This is a genomic window from Rathayibacter sp. PhB152, from assembly GCF_003751395.1.
In the GTDB taxonomy this organism is placed as follows: Bacteria; Actinomycetota; Actinomycetes; order Actinomycetales; family Microbacteriaceae; genus Rathayibacter; species Rathayibacter festucae.
Genome location: NZ_RJUT01000002.1, coordinates 645063 through 662924 on the forward strand (window position 1 = coordinate 645063; position 17862 = coordinate 662924).

Genomic DNA, 17862 nt, shown 5'->3' on the forward strand with positions numbered 1-17862 from the left:
TCTAGTCGCGCAGCCCCGCATTGATGTCGGACCCGGTGATGTACTTCTGGAACACCAGGTAGATCGCCACCAGCGGCAGCATCGAGAGCACCGAGGCCGAGAGCAGGATCGCCCAGTCGATGTTCTGCGCGCCGATCAGCTGGCGCAGCGCGATCTGCAGGGTGAAGTTCTTCGGGTCGCTGAGGATGATCAGCGGGAAGATGTAGTCGTTCCAGCGCCACTGGAACGAGATGATCGACAGCGTCAGGATGATCGGCTTCGACAGCGGCAGCATGATCCGGAAGAAGATCGAGAGCTCGCGCGCCCCGTCGATCCGGGCGGCGTCGAGCAGCTCGTCCGGCACCGTGATGAAGAACTGCCGGAACATGAAGACGCCGGTGGGCGTGAGGATCGACGGCATGATGATGCCCATCAGCGTGTTGTACATGCCGAGGTCGCGGACCACGGTGAAGACCGGGTTGAGGATGACCTCGCCGGGCAGCATCGTCGTGGCGAGGATGCAGAGCGCCAGCACGCTCAGCCACGGCGACTTGTACTTCGCCAGGGCGTATCCGGTCGTCGCGCTGAAGAAGACGGTGAGCAGCGTGGTCAGCGTCGCGACCACGAACGTGTTCGAGAAGTAGCGGACGAAGTCGACCCGCTCCAGCGCGCGCTGGTAGCCGTCGAGGGTCCACTCGCGCGGCAGCAGCGAGAGCGGGTAGGTGAAGAGGTCGCCGCCGCCCTTGAACGAGCTGAGCAGGAACCAGAGCAGCGGGAAGAGCGTGAGGATCGCGATCGCCCAGAGCATCGCGGTCGGGCCGATCGAGCGGCGGAACTCGCCGGTCTTCTTCCGGGTCATCGGCGCGGGCGCGGCCGGCGTGCGCTTCGGGCGGGTGGTGCGGGCGGGGGCGGGGGTCGTGGTCACCATGCCTGGCTCCTCTTGCTGATGGCGAGCTGGATGGCGGCAATGATCAGCAGGATCACCAGCAGCACCATCGAGGCGGCGCTGGCGTAGCCGACGTTCGACTGCGCGAATCCGGTCTGGAAGATGTACTGGACGATGAGCTGGTTCTCGGTGCCCGGGCCGCCGTTGTTGAGGGCCTGGATCATCGCGAACTCCTTCATGTGCCCGAGCGTCGAGAGCAGGACCACGAGCAGCGTGGTCGGCGCGATGCCGGGGAGGGTGATCGAGACGAAGCGCTGCCAGGGATTCGCGCCGTCGAGCTCGGCCGCCTCGTACTGCGAGACCGGCACGTTGTTCAGCGCCGCGATGAACAGCAGCATGTTGAAGGCCGCTCCGCCCCAGGCGGAGGCGAGGATCACGACGAAGAGCGAGAGGTCGGCGTTCGAGGACCACGGCACGGCGCCGCCGCCGAGCGAGGTGATCGCGAAGTTGACGAAGCCGAAGCTCTCGCCGAACATCCAGCGCCAGATGACGCCCGCGACGATGGGGGAGACCAGCCAGGGCAGGAAGAAGATGATGCGGGCGCCGATCTTGCCCTTGGCCCGCGCGTTGTTCAGCGCGACGGCCATCAGCAGCGAGAGACCGCAGGCGAACGGCACCGAGAACAGCGCGTAGACGAGCGTGCGACCGACCGCGGCGTAGAACACCGGGTCCTGCGCGAGCGCCGTGTAGTTGTCGAGGCCGACGAACTCGATGTCGCCGAAGCCCCGGTACGAGGTGAAGGAGTACATCACGCCGAGGGCGCCGGGCCAGACGAAGAAGAGGGCGAAGAGGATCGCGACGCCGACCGTCAGCAGCACGGTGCTGACGACGTAGCGGGGGCGGCGCACGGGGCGCTTGCGCGAGCCCTTCGATCCGCGACCTGCGCCGGGGACCGTGAGGACCGCCTCCGGTGGTGAGGACGGAGTGACGAGCGGCTGGACGGTCATGATGCTCTCCTGATCGGGTGATCCTGCGAGGGGGAGGGCGGTGCGGGGAGAGGACCCCGCACCGCCCGGGGGGACCTACTCGCCGAGAGCGGCCTGGGTCGTCGACAGGATGTTGTCGATGGTCTCGTCGACGCTCTGCTGGTCGTTGAGGTACTTGATCGTCTCGTCCTTGAGCGGCTCCGACTGGAGGAACTTGCCCTCGTAGCCGCCGATCAGCTGGTCGACGGTCTGCAGCGAGGAGACGGCGGGCGAGGCCGCGATCTCGGCGTTGTAGAGCGCGAACGCGTCCTGGTTGGCCGGGTAGTTCATCTCGAGGCCGGTGACGGCGGGCAGGCAGCCGGCGATCTCGCAGTACGCGGAGTACTGCTCGGGCTGGTAGAGCCAGTCGATGAACTTCTGGGCCTCCTCCTCCTGGCCGGTGCCGTCGAAGGCGACGATCCACGAGGCGGCGCCGTAGTTGGTCGCCTTGACGGGCTGCTGCGGGGTCGGCACCGAGGCCCACTCGAACTCGGTGATGTTGGACTGGAAGTCCGCGATCTGCCAGACGCCGGAGTAGTAGGAGACGACCTGGCCGCTCTTGAAGGTCGCGCTGGCGTCCTCGCCCGCGGTCCAGACCGACTTGGGCATGAAGCCGTCGTCGTTGAGCTTCTTGAAGTACTCCAGCGCCGTCTTCGTCTCGGCGTTGGCGGTGAAGGTGCCGCCGTCGTCGACGATGCCCTCGCTGCCGAACTCGTAGAGGAAGGAGCGGAGGCGGTGCGCGGAGTTGTCCATCACCATGCCGTACTGCGCGCCGGTGGCCGCCTGGACCTCCTCGGACTTGGCGACGAACTCGTCCCAGGTCCAGCTCTGCGTCGCGTCGGTGGGGTACGAGACGCCCGCCTCGTCGAAGAGCGACTTGTTGATGAACATGCCGACCGAGGTGAGGCTGGTGGGCAGCGCCTTGACCTTGCCGTCCTCGGGGTCCGGCACGGCGAGCAGCGGCAGGATGTCCTGGTCGGTCGCGATCTGCGAGAGGTCGAGGATCTGGTCCTTCCACAGCGGGTCGACGTTCGCGGCGGCGGCGAGGGCCGGCAGGTCGTTCGCCTGGGCGCTGTTGCGCAGGCGGGTCGTCAGGTCGTCGCCCGGGACGTCGACGATCTCGACCTCGACACCGGTCTGCTCCTGGTAGAGATCGGCCATCTTCTGGTAGCCGCCGCCCTGGGTCCCGTCGCCGGAGAGGACGAACTGGAGCGGGTCGGAGGCGCCGGCTCCGGAGGAGCCGTTCGCGCACCCGGCGAGAGAAGCGATCAGCACTCCCGTGCCGAGGAGCGCCAGGGTGGCGCGTGCTGTCTTCTTCAACGGAACACCTTTCATGTGTCTGTCAGTCGACGAGGCGCGGGCGCTTCGTCGTCGAGGCGGTAGTGCTTTCTTATCAATACGACCCATATAGGTCAACAAGAATCTTCCGGGGGCCGGAAGTCGTGATCGGGCCGTAACTCGCGGAAACAGCGCCGTAACGCGGAGGTGTGCGAGGGGCTGCATCCCGCGCCAGCCGCCTTGTCCCGCGGGGCCGGAGATGCTTTCATGCCACTGTGACGCAAAATCCTCCGCAGGCCGCAGCCCATCTCGTCGGTGTCGACGTGGGCGGCACCAAGACCCACGTCCGCCTCCTCGACACGGTCGGGGCGGAGGAGGACCTGGTCCTCCCCTCGAGCGCCTGGCGCACGGGCGAGCTCTTCGCCGACCCCAAGAACCTGCCCCGGCTCGCCGACGTGCTGCTGCGCCTGCGCCCGCTCGCCGAGGACGCCGTGGTGGTCCTCGGCGTGCACGGCTGCGACACCCCGGGGCAGATGCGCGAGGCGACGGCGACGCTGTCGCTCCGCCTCGGCCGGCCCGTGACGGTCGTCAACGACGCCGAGCTGCTCGGCTTCGCGGAGCAGGAGGAGCCGAGCATCCAGATGATCGTCGGCACCGGCGCCGTGATCTGCGGGACGACCGCGGACGGCGTCCGGATCACCGTCGACGGCCACGGCTGGCCGCTCGGCGACCGCGGCAGCGCGCACGACCTCGTGTCGACGGCGCTGCGCGAGACCCTCGTGGCCTGCGACCGCGGCATCGCCCCCGGCGGTGGGGCGTCGGACCCGCTGATCGGCGCCGTCCTCACCGCGTTCGGCGCGAGCGACGCCGCGACGCTCGCTGCCGAGGCGACGCGCATCGCCGGCGGCGCGGCCTGGGGCGCGTTCGCCCCGCTGGTCTTCGAGCAGGCGGCCGCCGGCTCGGCTCTCGCCGGTCGGATCGTCGAGGACGCCGCGCGGGCGCTCGCCGCGGGCGTCGCCTCGCTGGTCCGCCGCGGCGCGATCGGCTCGCTCGTCGTCGCGGGCGGCGGCGTGATCGTGAACCAGCCCGCCTACGAGCGGCGGATCCGCGAGCGGCTGGCCGAGGAAGCGCCGCAGCTGGCCTTCGTCGTGGTGCGGCGGCCACCGGTGGTGGGCGCGATGGCGCACGCCAGGGCCCTCGCCGCCGCCGAGCGCACCCTCTCGGAGGTGGCCTCGTGAGCCTCACCGGAACGCGCGGGAGCACCGCGTTCGCGCCCGGCACCACCGTCCGCGTCTTCGACTCCTTCGTCGCGGCCTCGCGCGCCGCGGCCGACCTCGTCGCCGAGCGCGTCCTCGCCGACCCGCGCGCGGTGCTCGGCGTCGCGACCGGCTCGACGCCCTCGCTGCTGTATCGCGAGCTCGCCGGCCGGGTCGCGGCGGGCCGGATCGACGTGTCCGGGGTCAGCGCCTTCGCGCTCGACGAGTACGTCGGCATCGATCCCGGGCACCCCGAGAGCTACCGCGCGGTCCTCGACCGAGAGGTGCGCGTCCCCTTGCGGATGGGCGCCGTGCACGTGCCCGACGGCACCCGCGCGGACGGCGAGCAGGCGGGCCGGGACTACGACGCCGCGATCCGCGCGGCCGGCGGCGTCGAGCTGCAGATCCTCGGCATCGGCGGCAACGGCCACATCGGCTTCAACGAGCCCGGCACCCCGCACGACGTCGGCACGCACGTCGTCCGGCTCGAGCGGAGCACCCGCGAGGCGAACGCGCGCTTCTTCGACGGTCGTCTCGAGCTGGTACCGGAGTCGGCGATCACGCAGGGGATCGCGACCATCCTCGCCGCGCGCTCGCTGGTGCTGCTCGCCTCGGGCGCGGCCAAGGCGGACGCCGTCGCCCGCGCGCTGCTCGGCCCGGTCGACGTCGACTGCCCGGCCTCGGCGCTGCAGGGCCATCCGGACGTCACGGTGCTGCTCGACCGCGAGGCGGCCTCGGCGTTCGAGCGGCCCCTCAGCTGAGGTAGGTCGCCGTCCGCGAGCGGGCGATGATCAGCTGCGCGACGCCGACGAGCGCCGCGTCGGTGCCCAGCTCGGCGGTGGCGATGCGCGGCGGGATGGTGATCCGGCCGACGAGGCGACGGGTCACCTCCTGGATCGCGTACTCGGGCTGGCGTGAGAGGTGGCCGGCCAGGACGATCAGCTCGGGGTCCAGCACGGTGCAGAGCGCGATGCAGGACAGGCCGATGTAGTCGAAGACCTCGGCGGCGGGCGCCCGAGCGGACTCCTCGCCGGCCGCGGCCGCGTCGAGCAGGGCGCCGAGCGGGTTCGCCGCATCGGCCGCGTGCTCCCGCGCGTAGCTCCGGGAGATCCCGGCGATCCGCGACTCCAGGTCGCCCTGGGTCGTGTACGGCCGCTCCAGGTGCGAGCGCTCGGTGACCAGGTAGCCGATCTCGCCCGCGGCCGAGCGCGACCCGCGCAGCAGCACTCCGTCGTGCACGATGCCGGCGCCGACTCCGACGCCGAGGACGTAGGTGGCCAGGCTCTGCGCGCCGCGGCCGGCGCCGCGGGACCACTCGCCGAAGCCGATGGCGTTCGCATCGTTCTCGACCAGCACCGGCACGCCGACGCGGGCCTGGAGGATGCTGCCGAGCATGACGTCGCTCCAGCCGAGCTCGATCGTGTTGGTGACCCGGCCCTCCGGACCGTGCACGATGCCCGGGATGGTGACGCCGACGCCGGCGCAGGGCTTGCGGATCCGCTTCGACGCGGCCATCAGCAGGTCGACCATCTCGATGGTGCCGGCGAGGCGGCGGTCGGCGTCGGAGCCGTCGCCGGAGAGGTCGAAGGCGAGGACCTCGTCGCGCACGGTCTTGCCGTCGAAGTCGACGAGGCGGCCGTGCGCCTGCGTCTCGGAGACCTCGATCGCGGCGACCACGCGGGCGTCGCCGGCGTAGCGGTAGAGCGAGGACGGCCGGCCGCCGGAGGAGCGCTCGCGGCCGTCGAGCACGATGACGCCCTCGCCGAGCAGGGCCGAGCAGAGCCGCTCGACCGTGGCGGGGCTGAGGCCGGTGTGCCGGGCGATGGCGCTGCGGGAGGAGGGGCCGTGCAGGCGGAGGGCGTCGACGATCGCCGTCCGGTTGATCTCGGTGACGACGCGGGTCGTCGCGGTGCGCGGAACCTTCATCCGACCCTCCCTCGCGGAGTTTCCCAGCATAGTGATGCGGATCGGCGCGCTCGTGCGCGGAGCGGTCAGCGCCGGCGCCACCACCACCGGCGGCGGGGCCGCGCGGGCTCCTGCGGCTCGGGCGCTGCGAACCGCGCGTTCCGGCGCTCGGTCCAGGCGGAGACCTCCGCGTCGATGTCGCGGAGCGGCGTGACCACCGGCGGGCCGCCGAGCAGCTGGCGGCGCGCCTCGACGACGCGCTTGTTGAAGTCGGCGAGCACCGCGCGCACCTCGGACTCGCGGATCAGGCGGTCGAGCTGCTCGTCCAGCCGCCGGTCCTCGGCGCGGAGCAGGAAGGCGGCGGGACCGATGCCGGTGAGGTTCTCGCGCTCGATCTTGCGGCGGATCCACCAGTCCGGGTCGTGGTGCTCGCCGAGGCCCTCGAGCGGCTTGCCCGCGCCCGGCAGGCCGTCGAACTCGCCCCGGCGGATCGCCTGCTGGATCGACGTCTCGATGAACGCGGCGCGGTCCTCGGCGTTCTCGGGCAGCGAGCCGGTGCGCTCGTCGCCGGTCTCCGGGCGGCCGCCGGTCGCGCGCTCCGCGGCGTAGCGAGCGGCGCGATCCCTGGCTTCGGACATGGGGACCTCCTCTCCCTCCAGGCTAGAAGACCCCCGCCGAGGAGGGGTACCGTGCGGTGGCATGCGCGACCTCGTCTACTACATCGCCGCCTCGCTCGACGGCTGCATCGCGGATCCTGAGGGGGACGTCTCCGCGTTCCCGACCGCGCCGGAGACCCTGGCCGACCTCTTCGAGCGCTACCCGGAGACCTGCCCGGCGCACCTGCGCGCGGCGCTCGGCGTCACGGCGTCGCCGCGCCGGTTCGACACCGTGCTGCTCGGCCGCCGGACCCACGCCCCCGCGGTGGACGCCGGGCTCGTCGACGGTGCGTACCCGCACCTGCGCCAGATCGTGGTGACCCACGGACGCCTGCCCACCTCCGACCGGGTGGAGACGATGGCCGGCGACGTGCGGGCGCAGGTCGCGGCGCTCAAGCGGGAGCCCGGGCGCGACATCTGGCTCTGCGGCGGCGGCGACCTCGCCGCGCAGCTGATCGGGGAGATCGACGAGATCCAGGTGAAGATCTCGCCGCTGCTGCTGGGCGCGGGGGTCCCGCTCTTCGGCGGGCTCCCGCAGCCGGTGGCGCTCGAGGCCGTCGACCTGCGCGCGCTGCCCGGCGGAGTGGCGCTGGCGACCTACCGCCGGCGGGACAGCGGTCAGTTGTAGGACCGCACCGACACGTTCTGGCCGAGGGCCGTCCAGTCGAGACCGGGGGAGTCCTCCGGCACGACGCCGTCGGGATGCACCTGCACGACGACCGAGGTGCGCTGCGACACCTCCGGGTCGCCGCCTCCGCCGCAGCCGCTCACGGGCCCGTCGTCGCCGTCGATGATCACGCAGTGGTCGTCGCCGCGGATCGACGAGCCGAGATAGACGTCCACGCCCTCGGCACTGCCGACGAAGCGCACGGAATCCGGTTCGATCTGCTCGCTCACGTCGCCGAGATCCGGCAGCACGTCGCGCTCGTCCCGTGTCCGGTCGAAGTCGGAGTAGGGCGTCGGTCCCGCGCAGCCCGCGAGCAGCGGCAGGGCGAGCAGCGCGATCGCGGCGGCGGTGGCTCTTCTGTGCGGGTGGTTCCGTGGCATCGCGTCCCCCTCGTGCTGCGGTGTGCTCACCCTAGGCGCGCCGCACCGTGATCAGCCAGCCGGACAGCTCCTCGTCGCCCTCGCTCCGCCGCGCGAAGCCCATCGCGTAGGCGTGCCCCTCGGCGTCGGGCTCCGAGTGCGGCCCCCAGTCGATCTCGGGGACCGGCCTGCGCGTGTCCGCGGTGGAGCGCAGCGGCTCGAGCACCGCGGAGCCGGGCCGGACCGTCCAGACGCCGTCGTCGCGCCGGGTCATGCGGGTCCGGATCGCCGCGACGGACTCGACGACGCCCTCGATCCACACCGTGTCGGCGGCTCCGATCGCGTCGCCGTAGCGGTCGAGCATCCACGGCGTCTCGTCGAGGTCGCCGCCGAAGTAGCCGCCGCGGTGCGGGACGGCGAGCCGCCGGATCCGGTCGCCGACGGCGACGACCTCGCCGTCCTCGTCCAGCTCGGACGTCGTGCAGAGCGCCCGCAGCAGCGCCTCGCCCTGGTCGGGCCGCTGGGTCACGGGCCGCCGAGCCAGTGGTCGATGCGGTGGTGGTCGGGGGTGAAGCCGTGCTCGACGCCCCAGAGGACGGCCTGGGTGCGGCTGGAGGCGCCGATCTTGCCGTAGACGCTGCGGATGTAGGACTTCACCGTGTTGGGGCTGAGGTAGGTGAGGGCGGCGACGTCGGCGTTGCTCTTGCCCTGGGTGATCAGGGCGAGGATCTCGGACTCGCGGTCGGTGATGCCCTCGTGGCGGCCGGGCCAGTCGAGGCCGGGGGCGGTGCCGGCGCGGCGGGGCGGCTCGCTGACGACGAGCTCGCCGGAGCGGACGGCCTCGAGGGCGGCGACGAGCTCGCGGGCGGGCAGGGTCTTGGAGAGGTAGCCGCGCACGCCCTGGTCGAGGGCGTCGGCGACGAGGTCGGGGTGGAAGTTCCAGGTGTAGACGACGACGTGCTCGGCGCGCGGGTTGCGGACGAGGTCGGCGAGCTCCTGCAGGTCCGACTCCGGCTGGGCGAACGAGTCGTAGAGGACGATGTCGATGCGGTCGGAGAGCGCGGCGTTCGCGTCGATCTCGGCGACGACGACGCGGTCGCGGTAGTGGTCGAACATGTGCGCGAGGCCCTTGAGCACCACGTCGTAGTCGTCGACGAGGGCGACGGTCAGGGGCGTGGGCATGCACGGACCGTACCGCGGGAGCGGGCACCGTGACTACACCCCCAGGGGTGTACCGGCCACCCCTCCGCCCCTGCTTGGGTGGGCCATCGGCTCAGCGACCGCAGAGCCCCACCGCACGGTCCGCCGTGCTCGACAGGAAGGTGACGCCCGTGCTCGGACTCATCATCAGCCTCATCGTCGTCGGCCTCATCGCCGGCGCTCTCGCCCGCCTCATCGTGCCCGGGCGGCAGAACATCAGCATCCTGATGACCATCGTGCTGGGGATCGTCGGATCCTTCGTCGGCGGCTTCCTCGGCTTCCTGATCTTCCAGCACGACCCGATGGAGGGCTTCCTCCAGCCGGCCGGGATCATCGGCTCCATCATCGGCGCCGTCATCGTGCTGTTCCTCTACACCCGCTTCGGCGGACGCGCCCGCAGCCGCGCCTGATCGGATGCGGAACGACACGACGCCGGCCCGGGAACGCTCCCGGGCCGGCGTCGTCGTGCGCGCTGAGCGCGAGCGGTGCCGCTACTCGAGCAGCTTGCCCGCGGTGGCGACCTCGCGGATCAGCGCCTGGATCTCCTCCGGGACCGCGGGGATCTCCTCGCGGGTGATTCCGGTGGACGGCGACCAGACCAGGTTCACCTGGAGCGCCGGGTCGATCTCCGGGTAGTCGCTGCGGTTGTGGCAGCCGCGGCTCTCGCGGCGCTCCAGCGCGGCCTCGAGGGTGGCCCGCGCGGCCATCGCGGCGGACTTCAGGTCGAAGGCGTGCGCCAGGTCCTGGAACCCCGCGATGTCCGGGTGGATGCCGATGTCGGCGATGCGCGCCTCGATCGCGTCCAGCTCGGCGAGACCGGCGAGCAGGCCCGCCTCGTCGCGGACGACGCCGGCGTGCTCGGTCATGGTGTTGCGGATCGCGCGCTGCAGGGCCCGCACGTTCTCCTCGCCGTCGGCGGCGAGCAGGTCGGCGATCTCGTCGCGGGCGACCTGCACCGACGCGGCGGAGCGGGTCTGCGCGGTCAGCGACGCGGAGTACTCTGCCGCCGCCTGCCCGACGATGCGGCCGAAGACGAGCAGCTCGATCAGCGAGTTGCCGCCGAGCCGGTTCGCGCCGTGCAGTCCGCTGGACGCCTCGCCGATGGCGTAGAGGCCGGGGACGTCCGTGCTGTGGTCGTCCGAGCGGACCCAGACGCCGCCCATCGAGTAGTGCGCGGTGGGCGCGATCTCGATCGGGTCCTTCGTGATGTCGAGCATCTGCAGCTCGAGCATCGTCTGGTAGACGCGGGGGAGGCGGGTCATGATCGTCTCGCGCGGCAGGTGCGAGACGTCGAGCCAGACGCCGCCGTTCGGCGTGCCGCGGCCCTCCTTGATCTCGGTGTAGCAGGCGAGCGCGACGCGGTCGCGAGTCGAGAGCTCCATCCGCGCCGGGTCGTACTTCCCCATGAAGCGCTCGCCGAGGCCGTTGCGGAGGATGCCGCCCTCGCCGCGGGCCGCCTCGGAGATCAGCGTGCCGGCCGCGTTCTCGGGCTCGATGATGCCCGACGGGTGGAACTGCACGAGCTCCGGGTCGCGGAGGCGCCCGCCGGCCTCGACGGCCAGGCGGAACGAGTCGCCGGTGTTCTCGTCGCGGCGCGAGGAGGTGCGGCGCCAGATGCGGTTGTGGCCGCCGGCGGCGAGGATGACCGCGTCGGCGTGGATGAGGTAGCGGGTGCCGTCGACGAGGTCGAAGCCGTAGGCGCCGAAGACGGCGCCGTCCTCGTTGACGAGGATGCGCGTGACGTAGACGGTGTCCAGGATCGGGATGTCGAGCTGCGCTGCCCGGTTGATCAGCGTGCGCTGGATCTCGAGGCCGGTGTAGTCGCCGGCGAAGGCGGTGCGGCGGTAGGTGTGCGCGCCGAAGAAGCGCTGCGAGATGCGGCCGTCGTCCTCGCGGGCGAACGGCATGCCGTAGCGCTCGAGGTCCTGGATGCCGCGGGCGGCGTTGGAGGTGACGATCTCGACCGTGTGCGGGTTGGCGAGCTGGTAGGACTCGGTGATGGTGTCGGCCGCGTGCTGCTGCCAGCTGTCGTCGGGGTCCATCGTGGCGAGGGCGGCGTTGATGCCGCCGGCGGCGAGCGAGGTGTGCGCGTCCGACTTCGAGCGCTTGCCCAGCGCGAGGACGTCGACGCCGGCCTCGGCCAGCTCGATCGCGGCGCGAAGGCCCGAGCCGCCGGTGCCGATGACGAGGACGGAGGTGGAGATCCGGCGCTCCGGGGTCGTGGTGGTCGCTGAAGTGGTCATGGCTCCACGCTAGGCAGGGCTCTTCGATTACTCCAATGCATAATGCTGGGGCCGGTCATGCACCTACGCTATGGACATGAACTTCGAGCAGCTGGCCGGATTCGTCGAGGTCGCGCGCCTGGGCAGCTTCACCCGCGCTGCCGAGGAGCTGCACCTCGCGCAGCCCTCGCTGAGCCGGCAGATCTCCTCGATCGAGCAGGACCTCGGCTCCGAGCTGTTCCAGCGGGCGCGCTCCGGCAGCACGCTCACCCCGGCCGGTGAGCTGCTGCTGCCGCTCGCGCGGCGCATGCTCGCCGACGCCGAATCGGTGCGCCGGGAGCTGGCCGAGCTCGCCGGACTCGAGCGCGGGCGGGTCCGCTTCGGCGCGACGCCGACGCTCTGCATCAGCCTCGTGGCGGAGGTGCTGCACGCCTTCCACGCGGCGCACCCGGCGATCGAGCTGCACCTGGCGGAGGACGGCTCGCGCAGCCTGCTCGACCGGCTCGCACGCGGCGAGCTCGACCTCGCGCTGGTGACGACGTCGACGGCGGCGGCCGTCGGCGCCTTCACGGTGACGCCGCTGCTCGTCGAGGAGCTGGTGGTGGTCTCCTCGGCGGCCGAGCCCGCGCTCGCCGACGGCGACGCCCTCGGACTGGCGGCCGTGGCGGGGCTCCCGCAGATCGTCTTCAACTCCAGCTACGACCTGCGCCGGACGACCGATGCCGCCTTCGCGGCCGCGGGCCTGGTGCCCGACGTGGTGCTCGAGGGCGCCGAGATGGACGCGGTGCTGCGCTTCGCCGAGCGCGGTCTCGGCGTCGCGATCGTGCCGGCGATGGTGCTGCAGGGTCGCCCGGGCCTGCGATCGATCCGGCTCGAGGAGCCGACGCTCAGCCGCACGATCAGCCTCGCGCGCCCGGCGGACCTTGCGCCGACGGCGGCGGTCCGGGTCATGCAGCGCACGATCGCGGCGACGGCGCGCGCGTTCGCCGCCCGGGCGGGCGGCACGATGCGGCTGGCCCAGGGTCAGTCCGAGACGACTCCGGTCCGCGCGTAGGCGCGGCTGCGGATCGACAGCACCACCGCGCCCATCACCGCCGCGATCACCGAGCCCGCCAGCACGCCGACCTTCACGTGCTCGTCGGCCTCGCTTCCGACGCCGAAGGACAGCTCGCCGACGAGCAGCGAGACGGTGAAGCCGATGCCGGCGAGCATCGACATGCCGACCAGGTCCGGCCAGCGCAGCGCGGGATCGAGGCGGAGGCCGGGCAGACGGGTGATCAGGAAGGTGGTCGCGAGGATGCCGAGCGGCTTGCCGACCACCAGACCGACGACGATGCCGAGCGCGATGGAGTCCTGGAACGACTCGACGAGGCCGGTGAGTCCGCCGATCGTCACTCCGGCCGAGAAGAAGGCGAAGACCGGGACGGCGACGCCGGCCGAGACGCCGCTCCAGCGGTCGGCGAAGTGCGCGGCGAGTCCGTCGTACTCGGGCTCGCCGTCGCTCCCGGTTCCGGTGCGGACGCGGGCGCGGGCGGTCGCGACGACCGGGACCGCGAAGCCGAGCAGCACGCCGGCGACGGTCGCGTGGATGCCGGAGGCGTGCACGAGCGCCCAGGTGGCGACTCCGAGCGGGATGAGGATCCACCAGGTGCGGACGCCCCGCTGGACGAGGACGGCGAAGATCCCGAGCGGGACGAGTGCGAGCAGCAGCGGCAGGAAGGCGATGGCCGAGGTGTAGAAGACGGCGATGATCGTGATGGCGAGCAGATCGTCGACGACGGCGAGGGTGAGCAGGAAGGTGCGCAGGGCGACCGGGAGGCTCTTGCCGACGACCGCGATCACGGCGACGGCGAAGGCGATGTCGGTGGCGACCGGGATCGCCCAGCCCTGCAGGGCGTCGGGGCCGGCGGTCGCGTTGATCGCGACGTAGATCAGGGCGGGGACGGCGACGCCGCCGAACGCGGCGGCGACCGGGAGGGCGGCGGTGCGCGGGTCGCGGAGCTTGCCGACGACGAACTCCTCCTTGAGCTCGAGCCCCACGACGAAGAAGAAGATCGCCAGGAGTCCGTCGGCCGCCCAGGCGCCGACGCTGAGGTTCAGGTGGAGCGCCTCGGGGCCGAACTCGTAGTCGCGGACGGTCTCGTAGAAGCCGGCCGCGGGCGAGTTGGCGAGCACGAGCGCGAGGACGGTCGCGCCGAGCAGCAGGGCGCCGCCGACGGCGTCGGAGCGCAGCGTCTGGCGCAGGCCCCGCCAGATCGCGTGGGGCGCCTGGTGGACGGGCTCGGAGGCAGGAGTGTGGGGCACGGAGGGGCTTCCTTCGGGAGGTCGTCGGATCGCGTGAGAACGCGGCAGAGGGCCGCGTCCGCCGACCAGACTTCCCGGCACACCGCCGACCATCGTACCGGGCCGTCCTGACAGGCCGTCCGTGCAGGGTCCTTCCTCCCTACACTCGGACGATGCGACACGGCATCGTCATCCTCCCGCAGGAGCCCTGGTCCACCGCCCGGCGCAAGTGGCAGTCCGCGGAGGGGCTCGGCTTCGACCACGCCTGGACCTACGACCACCTCTCCTGGCGCTCGCTCGCCGACCAGGTCTGGCACGCGACGATCCCGACGCTGACGGCCGCGGCGGTGGTGACCGAGACGCTGCGGCTGGGCACCTTCGTCGCCTCGCCGAACTTCCGGCACCCGGTGCCGTTCGCGAAGGAGATCGCGACGGTCGACGAGATCTCGGGCGGCCGCTTCGTCCTCGGGGTCGGCTCGGGCGGGACGGGCTTCGACGCGACGGTGCTGGGCCAGGAGCTGCACTCGCCGCGGGAGCGGCACGAGCGCTACGTCGAGTTCGTCACAGCGCTCGACGTGCTGCTGCGGCACGAGGAGCCGGGCTCGGGCGGGATCGACCTCGACGGCGCCTGGTTCACGGCGCGGGGCGCCCGGATGGTGGGAGAGCCGGTGCAGTCGCCGCGCGTGCCGTTCGTGCTCGCGGCGAACGGGCCGAAGGGCCTCGCGCTCGTGGCCGAGCGGGCGCAGGGCTGGGTGACGACGGGTCCGGAGGGGCGCAGCACCGAGGAGTGGTGGGCCGCGGTCGCCGATCTCTCGAAGCGCCTCGACGACGCGCTCGAGGCCGCCGGGCGCGACCCGCGCTCGATCGAGCGGCACCTCTCGCTCGATTCCGGGCCGGACTACTCGCTCGAGAACGTCGACCGCTTCGCCGACTCGGCGGGCCGCGCCGAGGAGCTGGGCTTCACCGACGTGATCGCGCACTGGCCGCGGACGGAGGGCCTGTACGCCGGCGACGAGGACGTGCTCTACGAGGTCGCGGCGCGGTTCTAGCGCTCCCGGCGCTCGAAGACGAGGTGCACGACCCCGGACGGCGAGGGTGTCGCCTCGATGCGGAAGCGCTGCTCCAGGCCCTCGAGCCCGTCCCACAGCCGCTCGCCGCGGCCGAGGACGATCGGGACGAGCACGACGTGCATGCGGTCGACGAGATCGGCGGCGAGGAACTGCCGCACTGTCGCGGCACCGCCGCCGATGCGCACGTCGCCGCCGCCGGCCAGCTCCCGGGCCCGCTCGAGAGCGGTCGCCGGGTCGGCGTCGACGAAGTGGAAGCTGGTGCCGCCGGCCATCGTGACGGTCGGGCGCGGGTGGTGCGTGAGGACCACGACCGGCGTGTGGAAGACCGGGTTATCGCCCCACCAGCCGGTCCACTCCTCGTCCTCCCAGGGACCGCGCTGCGGCCCGAACTTGTTGCGGCCCATGATCTCGGCGCCGATGCCGTCCGCCCAGGCGCTCGCGAACGCCTCGTCGACGCCCTGCGAGCCCTCGCCCGGACCGGGCAGGCCCATCCTGCGGAAGGTGCGGGTGCCCATCGCCCAGTCGACCAGCCGCGAGCCGGCGTGGCCGAACGGGGTCTCGAGCGACTGGCCCTCCCCGGCGGCGTAGCCGTCGAGCGAGACGGAGAAGTTGTGGACGCGGACCTTCGACACGGGGTCTCCTTCGGGCGGGCGGCGGTTCAGCCGAGCGTAGCCGCGGACCGGCGGCGCAGTCCACGGGCCGCGAGCGCGACGCAGGCGAGGATCGCGAGCGCGGTCGCCGCGAGCAGCAGCGGCATCGGCAGGGCGACGGCCAGCGCCGCGAGGATCGCCGGCACGAGGAAGCCGGCGTAGGTGACGGAGTAGTAGACGGCGGTGACGCTCGCCAGGTCGCGCGTCTCGACGAGGGCCTGCGAGGCGGTCAGTCCGGAGACCATCGCGAGGCCGTAGCCGCAGCCGAAGACCGGTGCGGCGACGAGGACCGGCCAGAGCTGCTGTCCGACGGCGGCGGGGATCAGCAGCAGAGCGCCGAGGGCGGTGAGCGCGCCGCCGACGAGGGCGCCGCGGCCGCGCAGCAGGATCAGCAGCGGGCCGGAGAAGAGCTGGGTGACCCAGCCGCAGCCGAGCGTGATCACGGTGACGAGGGTCGCGAAGCCGACGGTGACGCCGGGCAGGCGGTCGGCGACCAGGCTCGGTCCGACCGCGAAGGACAGGGCGGGTGCGGCGAAGACCCAGGGGGCGAGCGGCAGGACGACGGCGGCGAAGCGGGCGCGGGCGGGGCGTGGGATGCTCAGCTCGCCGGTCAGGCGGCCGGCGGACGGGTCGTAGGCCCGGGTCTCGGGTGCGCGGAGGAGCACGAGGACGGCCGTGACGCAGGCGGCGGACTGGACGATGTAGGGGAGCACGGTCGGCCAGGGGCCGAACTGCGCGAGCGCGCCGCCGACTCCCGCGCCGCCGCCGAAGCCGATGGTGAGCATCGCGGAGGCGCGGCGGGCGCCGGCCGAGGACGCTCCGGTCGCGATCGAGAGCTCCTTGATCCAGGCCGTGCCGACGACCATCCCCGCCGCGACGCTCAGCCCGCTGATGAAGCGGCCGACGCCGAGGCCGAGCACCGAGGCGGGGGAGCAGGCGAGCACGACGCTGCCGAGGATCCCCAGGACGAGGCCGGCGAGCAGCACCGGCCGGCGGCCGAAGCGGTCGGACCAGCCGCCGGCCAGGGCGAAGCCGGGGACGATGCCGAGGACGTAGGCGGCGAGCAGGATCGTGACCTGCGTCTGCGTGTAGCCCTCGAGCTGGCGGTAGAGCTGCATCAGCGGCAGGAACTGGTTCCCGCCCCAGCCGAGGACGACGAGCGACGGCGCGACGAGGAGCCAGGAGCGCGCGGAGGGAGCGGACGGTCCGGCGGGGGAGGGGAGCGGCACGGTCCATAGTGGCGCACCCGAGCGGCTCGCGGTCAGAGCCGCACGACGAGCTTCCGCGCGGACACGCCCGCGTGCAGCCGGTCGAGCGCGCCCTGCACGGCGCCGAGGCCGGTACCGACGACCTCGGGCTCGGGCGCGCAGCGGTGGCGGCCGTCCGCGAGCGCGCTCGGCAGGTGATCGCGCCAGAGCATCGGGCCGACCTCGTTGCTCATCAGCGTGGCGCCCCAGACGTAGCGGGCGCGGATGCCGCGACGGCGGGCGGCGAGCTGGAGGCGGAGGTTCGCGCCGACCAGGCGCGACATCGTCCGCACGAACGGGATCGAGAGCCCCGCCCTGCGCGGCAGCGAGCCGAAGGAGACCGAGGGGCTGGCGAGGGCGACCCGGCGGGTTCCGGTGGCGGCCGCGACGGCGACGCAGGGCTCGGCGGAGCCGGTGCCGACCGCGAGGATCCCCGCCACCTCCGCGCCGCCGATCGCGGCGACGACGTCGGCGACCGCGCTCGGGCCGCGGTAGTCGACGACCACGTCGGCGCCGAGCTCGCGGAGGCGGGCGTGGTTGCCGGGCGAGGCGGTGGCGACCACGCGGTGGCCGGAGGCGACGGCGAGCTGGATCGCATTGCTGCCGACGCTGGTGGCGCCGCCCCAGACGAGGACGGTCCGGCCGGTGGCGAAGGGCTCGGCCGAGGGGTGGGGCAGCGCCAGGTGGTCCTTCTGGAAGAGCGCGGTCGCGGCGGTGGAGACCGCGAGCGGCAGCACCACGGCCTGCTCGTCCGTCAGCTGCGGCGGGATCGGCGCGGCGAGGTCCGCGCGGACGACCGTGTACTCCTGGAAGCCGCCCTCGGCGTCGTGCCGGCGGCCGCGCTCCATGCCGACCGCGTAGGCGACGACGCGGTCGCCGACGGCGAAACGGTCGACGCCGGGCCCGACCGCCGCGACCTCGCCGGCGACGTCCTCGCCGAGGATCGAGGGGTAGGGGAGCCAGCGGTACATCAGGTCGCCGGTCCACTGCTTGAGCTCGTCGAGCGGATTCACGGCGACGGCGCGGTTGCGCACCAGCAGCTCGCCGGGCCCGGGCTCGTGCAGCGCGGCGGGACCGACGACGAGGTCGGCGCGGGCGGAGGGCAGGCGTGCGGCGGTGTTGGTGGGGGCTGAAGGGTTCGAGGGGGCGGGGGCGTTCGAGGGCAACGGGTCTCCAGTG

Annotated in this window: 19 protein-coding genes; 6 read left to right on the plus strand and 13 right to left on the minus strand. The window is 72.7% G+C overall.

The genetic code is table 11. The features are described 5' to 3' along the window. Position 1: 1 nt before the first annotated feature. From EDF36_RS06400 to EDF36_RS06410, 3 genes are all read right to left on the minus strand, one after another. On the minus strand, positions 2-907 hold the full coding sequence (locus EDF36_RS06400; RefSeq protein ID WP_243839918.1) for a carbohydrate ABC transporter permease: 906 nt from the start codon (positions 905-907) through the stop codon (positions 2-4). Further along, the gene (locus EDF36_RS06405) at positions 901-1872 is read right to left on the minus strand and encodes a carbohydrate ABC transporter permease (RefSeq protein ID WP_123732313.1); all 972 of its coding nucleotides are present in this window, start codon (positions 1870-1872) and stop codon (positions 901-903) included. Before EDF36_RS06405 ends, EDF36_RS06400 begins: the two co-directional genes overlap by 7 nt. Before the next feature lie 75 nt (positions 1873-1947). Continuing rightward, the gene (locus tag EDF36_RS06410; RefSeq protein ID WP_243839919.1) at positions 1948-3210 is read right to left on the minus strand and encodes an ABC transporter substrate-binding protein; all 1263 of its coding nucleotides are present in this window, start codon (positions 3208-3210) and stop codon (positions 1948-1950) included. 233 nt (positions 3211-3443) lie between these two features. Between EDF36_RS06410 and EDF36_RS06415 the strand changes: the two genes are divergently transcribed. Both EDF36_RS06415 and EDF36_RS06420 read left to right on the plus strand, forming a co-directional pair. Then, positions 3444-4406 (plus strand): BadF/BadG/BcrA/BcrD ATPase family protein, encoded by a 963-nt coding sequence (locus tag EDF36_RS06415; protein ID WP_185020384.1) that lies wholly within the window; start codon positions 3444-3446, stop codon positions 4404-4406. Further along, a complete protein-coding gene (locus EDF36_RS06420; protein ID WP_123732314.1) occupies positions 4403-5185 on the plus strand; it encodes a glucosamine-6-phosphate deaminase in 783 nt (260 codons plus the stop codon). The genes EDF36_RS06415 and EDF36_RS06420 overlap by 4 nt, the downstream gene beginning before the upstream one ends. On the opposite strand, the gene EDF36_RS06425 is transcribed toward EDF36_RS06420, so the two are convergent. Continuing rightward, positions 5178-6350: an ROK family transcriptional regulator gene (locus EDF36_RS06425; protein WP_166674067.1), complete on the minus strand. Its 1173-nt coding sequence runs from the start codon at positions 6348-6350 to the stop codon at positions 5178-5180. The genes EDF36_RS06420 and EDF36_RS06425 overlap by 8 nt on opposite strands. A 65-nt stretch (positions 6351-6415) precedes the next feature. After that, positions 6416-6967, minus strand: a complete 552-nt coding sequence (locus EDF36_RS06430) for a DUF1992 domain-containing protein (RefSeq protein WP_123732316.1) — start codon at positions 6965-6967, stop codon at positions 6416-6418. Positions 6968-7028: 61 nt separating this feature from the next. Between EDF36_RS06430 and EDF36_RS06435 the strand changes: the two genes are divergently transcribed. After that, the gene (locus tag EDF36_RS06435; protein ID WP_123732317.1) at positions 7029-7613 is read left to right on the plus strand and encodes a dihydrofolate reductase family protein; all 585 of its coding nucleotides are present in this window, start codon (positions 7029-7031) and stop codon (positions 7611-7613) included. On the opposite strand, the gene EDF36_RS06440 is transcribed toward EDF36_RS06435, so the two are convergent. The 3 genes from EDF36_RS06440 to EDF36_RS06450 are packed head-to-tail and all read right to left on the minus strand — an operon-like array spanning position 7604 to position 9193. Further along, positions 7604-8032 carry a hypothetical protein gene (locus EDF36_RS06440; protein ID WP_123732318.1) on the minus strand — a complete coding sequence of 143 codons (429 nt, stop codon included), beginning with the start codon at positions 8030-8032 and terminating at the stop codon, positions 7604-7606. The two genes, EDF36_RS06435 and EDF36_RS06440, sit on opposite strands and share 10 nt — an antisense overlap. 31 nt (positions 8033-8063) lie before the next feature. Continuing rightward, positions 8064-8540, minus strand: coding sequence for a hypothetical protein (locus EDF36_RS06445; RefSeq protein ID WP_123732319.1), 477 nt, complete (start codon positions 8538-8540; stop codon positions 8064-8066). Continuing rightward, positions 8537-9193 (minus strand): response regulator transcription factor, encoded by a 657-nt coding sequence (locus EDF36_RS06450; protein ID WP_123732320.1) that lies wholly within the window; start codon positions 9191-9193, stop codon positions 8537-8539. The genes EDF36_RS06445 and EDF36_RS06450 overlap by 4 nt, the downstream gene beginning before the upstream one ends. Before the next feature lie 149 nt (positions 9194-9342). Between EDF36_RS06450 and EDF36_RS06455 the strand changes: the two genes are divergently transcribed. After that, complete coding sequence (locus tag EDF36_RS06455; RefSeq protein WP_123732321.1) at positions 9343-9621, plus strand: GlsB/YeaQ/YmgE family stress response membrane protein; 279 nt, start codon at positions 9343-9345, stop codon at positions 9619-9621. An 81-nt stretch (positions 9622-9702) separates the two neighbouring features. On the opposite strand, the gene EDF36_RS06460 is transcribed toward EDF36_RS06455, so the two are convergent. Beyond that, positions 9703-11454 (minus strand): L-aspartate oxidase, encoded by a 1752-nt coding sequence (locus tag EDF36_RS06460; protein ID WP_123732322.1) that lies wholly within the window; start codon positions 11452-11454, stop codon positions 9703-9705. 76 nt (positions 11455-11530) lie between these two features. Between EDF36_RS06460 and EDF36_RS06465 the strand changes: the two genes are divergently transcribed. Further along, complete coding sequence (locus tag EDF36_RS06465) at positions 11531-12487, plus strand: LysR family transcriptional regulator (RefSeq protein WP_123732323.1); 957 nt, start codon at positions 11531-11533, stop codon at positions 12485-12487. Here the strand turns inward: EDF36_RS06465 and nhaA are convergent. After that, positions 12457-13737, minus strand: coding sequence for a Na+/H+ antiporter NhaA (gene nhaA / locus EDF36_RS06470; RefSeq protein ID WP_397459891.1), 1281 nt, complete (start codon positions 13735-13737; stop codon positions 12457-12459). The two genes, EDF36_RS06465 and nhaA, sit on opposite strands and share 31 nt — an antisense overlap. A gap of 152 nt (positions 13738-13889) precedes the next feature. On the opposite strand from nhaA, the gene EDF36_RS06475 reads away from it, so the two are divergent. Then, a complete protein-coding gene (locus EDF36_RS06475) occupies positions 13890-14765 on the plus strand; it encodes an LLM class flavin-dependent oxidoreductase (protein ID WP_123703637.1) in 876 nt (291 codons plus the stop codon). Here the strand turns inward: EDF36_RS06475 and EDF36_RS06480 are convergent. The 3 genes from EDF36_RS06480 to EDF36_RS06490 are packed head-to-tail and all read right to left on the minus strand — an operon-like array spanning position 14762 to position 17849. Next, a complete protein-coding gene (locus EDF36_RS06480; protein ID WP_123732325.1) occupies positions 14762-15418 on the minus strand; it encodes a dihydrofolate reductase family protein in 657 nt (218 codons plus the stop codon). The two genes, EDF36_RS06475 and EDF36_RS06480, sit on opposite strands and share 4 nt — an antisense overlap. A gap of 26 nt (positions 15419-15444) precedes the next feature. Continuing rightward, entirely contained in the window at positions 15445-16665 is a 1221-nt protein-coding gene (locus EDF36_RS06485; protein WP_123732326.1) for an MFS transporter, read from the minus strand. Between the two features lie 32 nt (positions 16666-16697). After that, positions 16698-17849, minus strand: a complete 1152-nt coding sequence (locus tag EDF36_RS06490) for a zinc-binding alcohol dehydrogenase family protein (RefSeq protein WP_123732327.1) — start codon at positions 17847-17849, stop codon at positions 16698-16700. Positions 17850-17862: the final 13 nt, after the last annotated feature.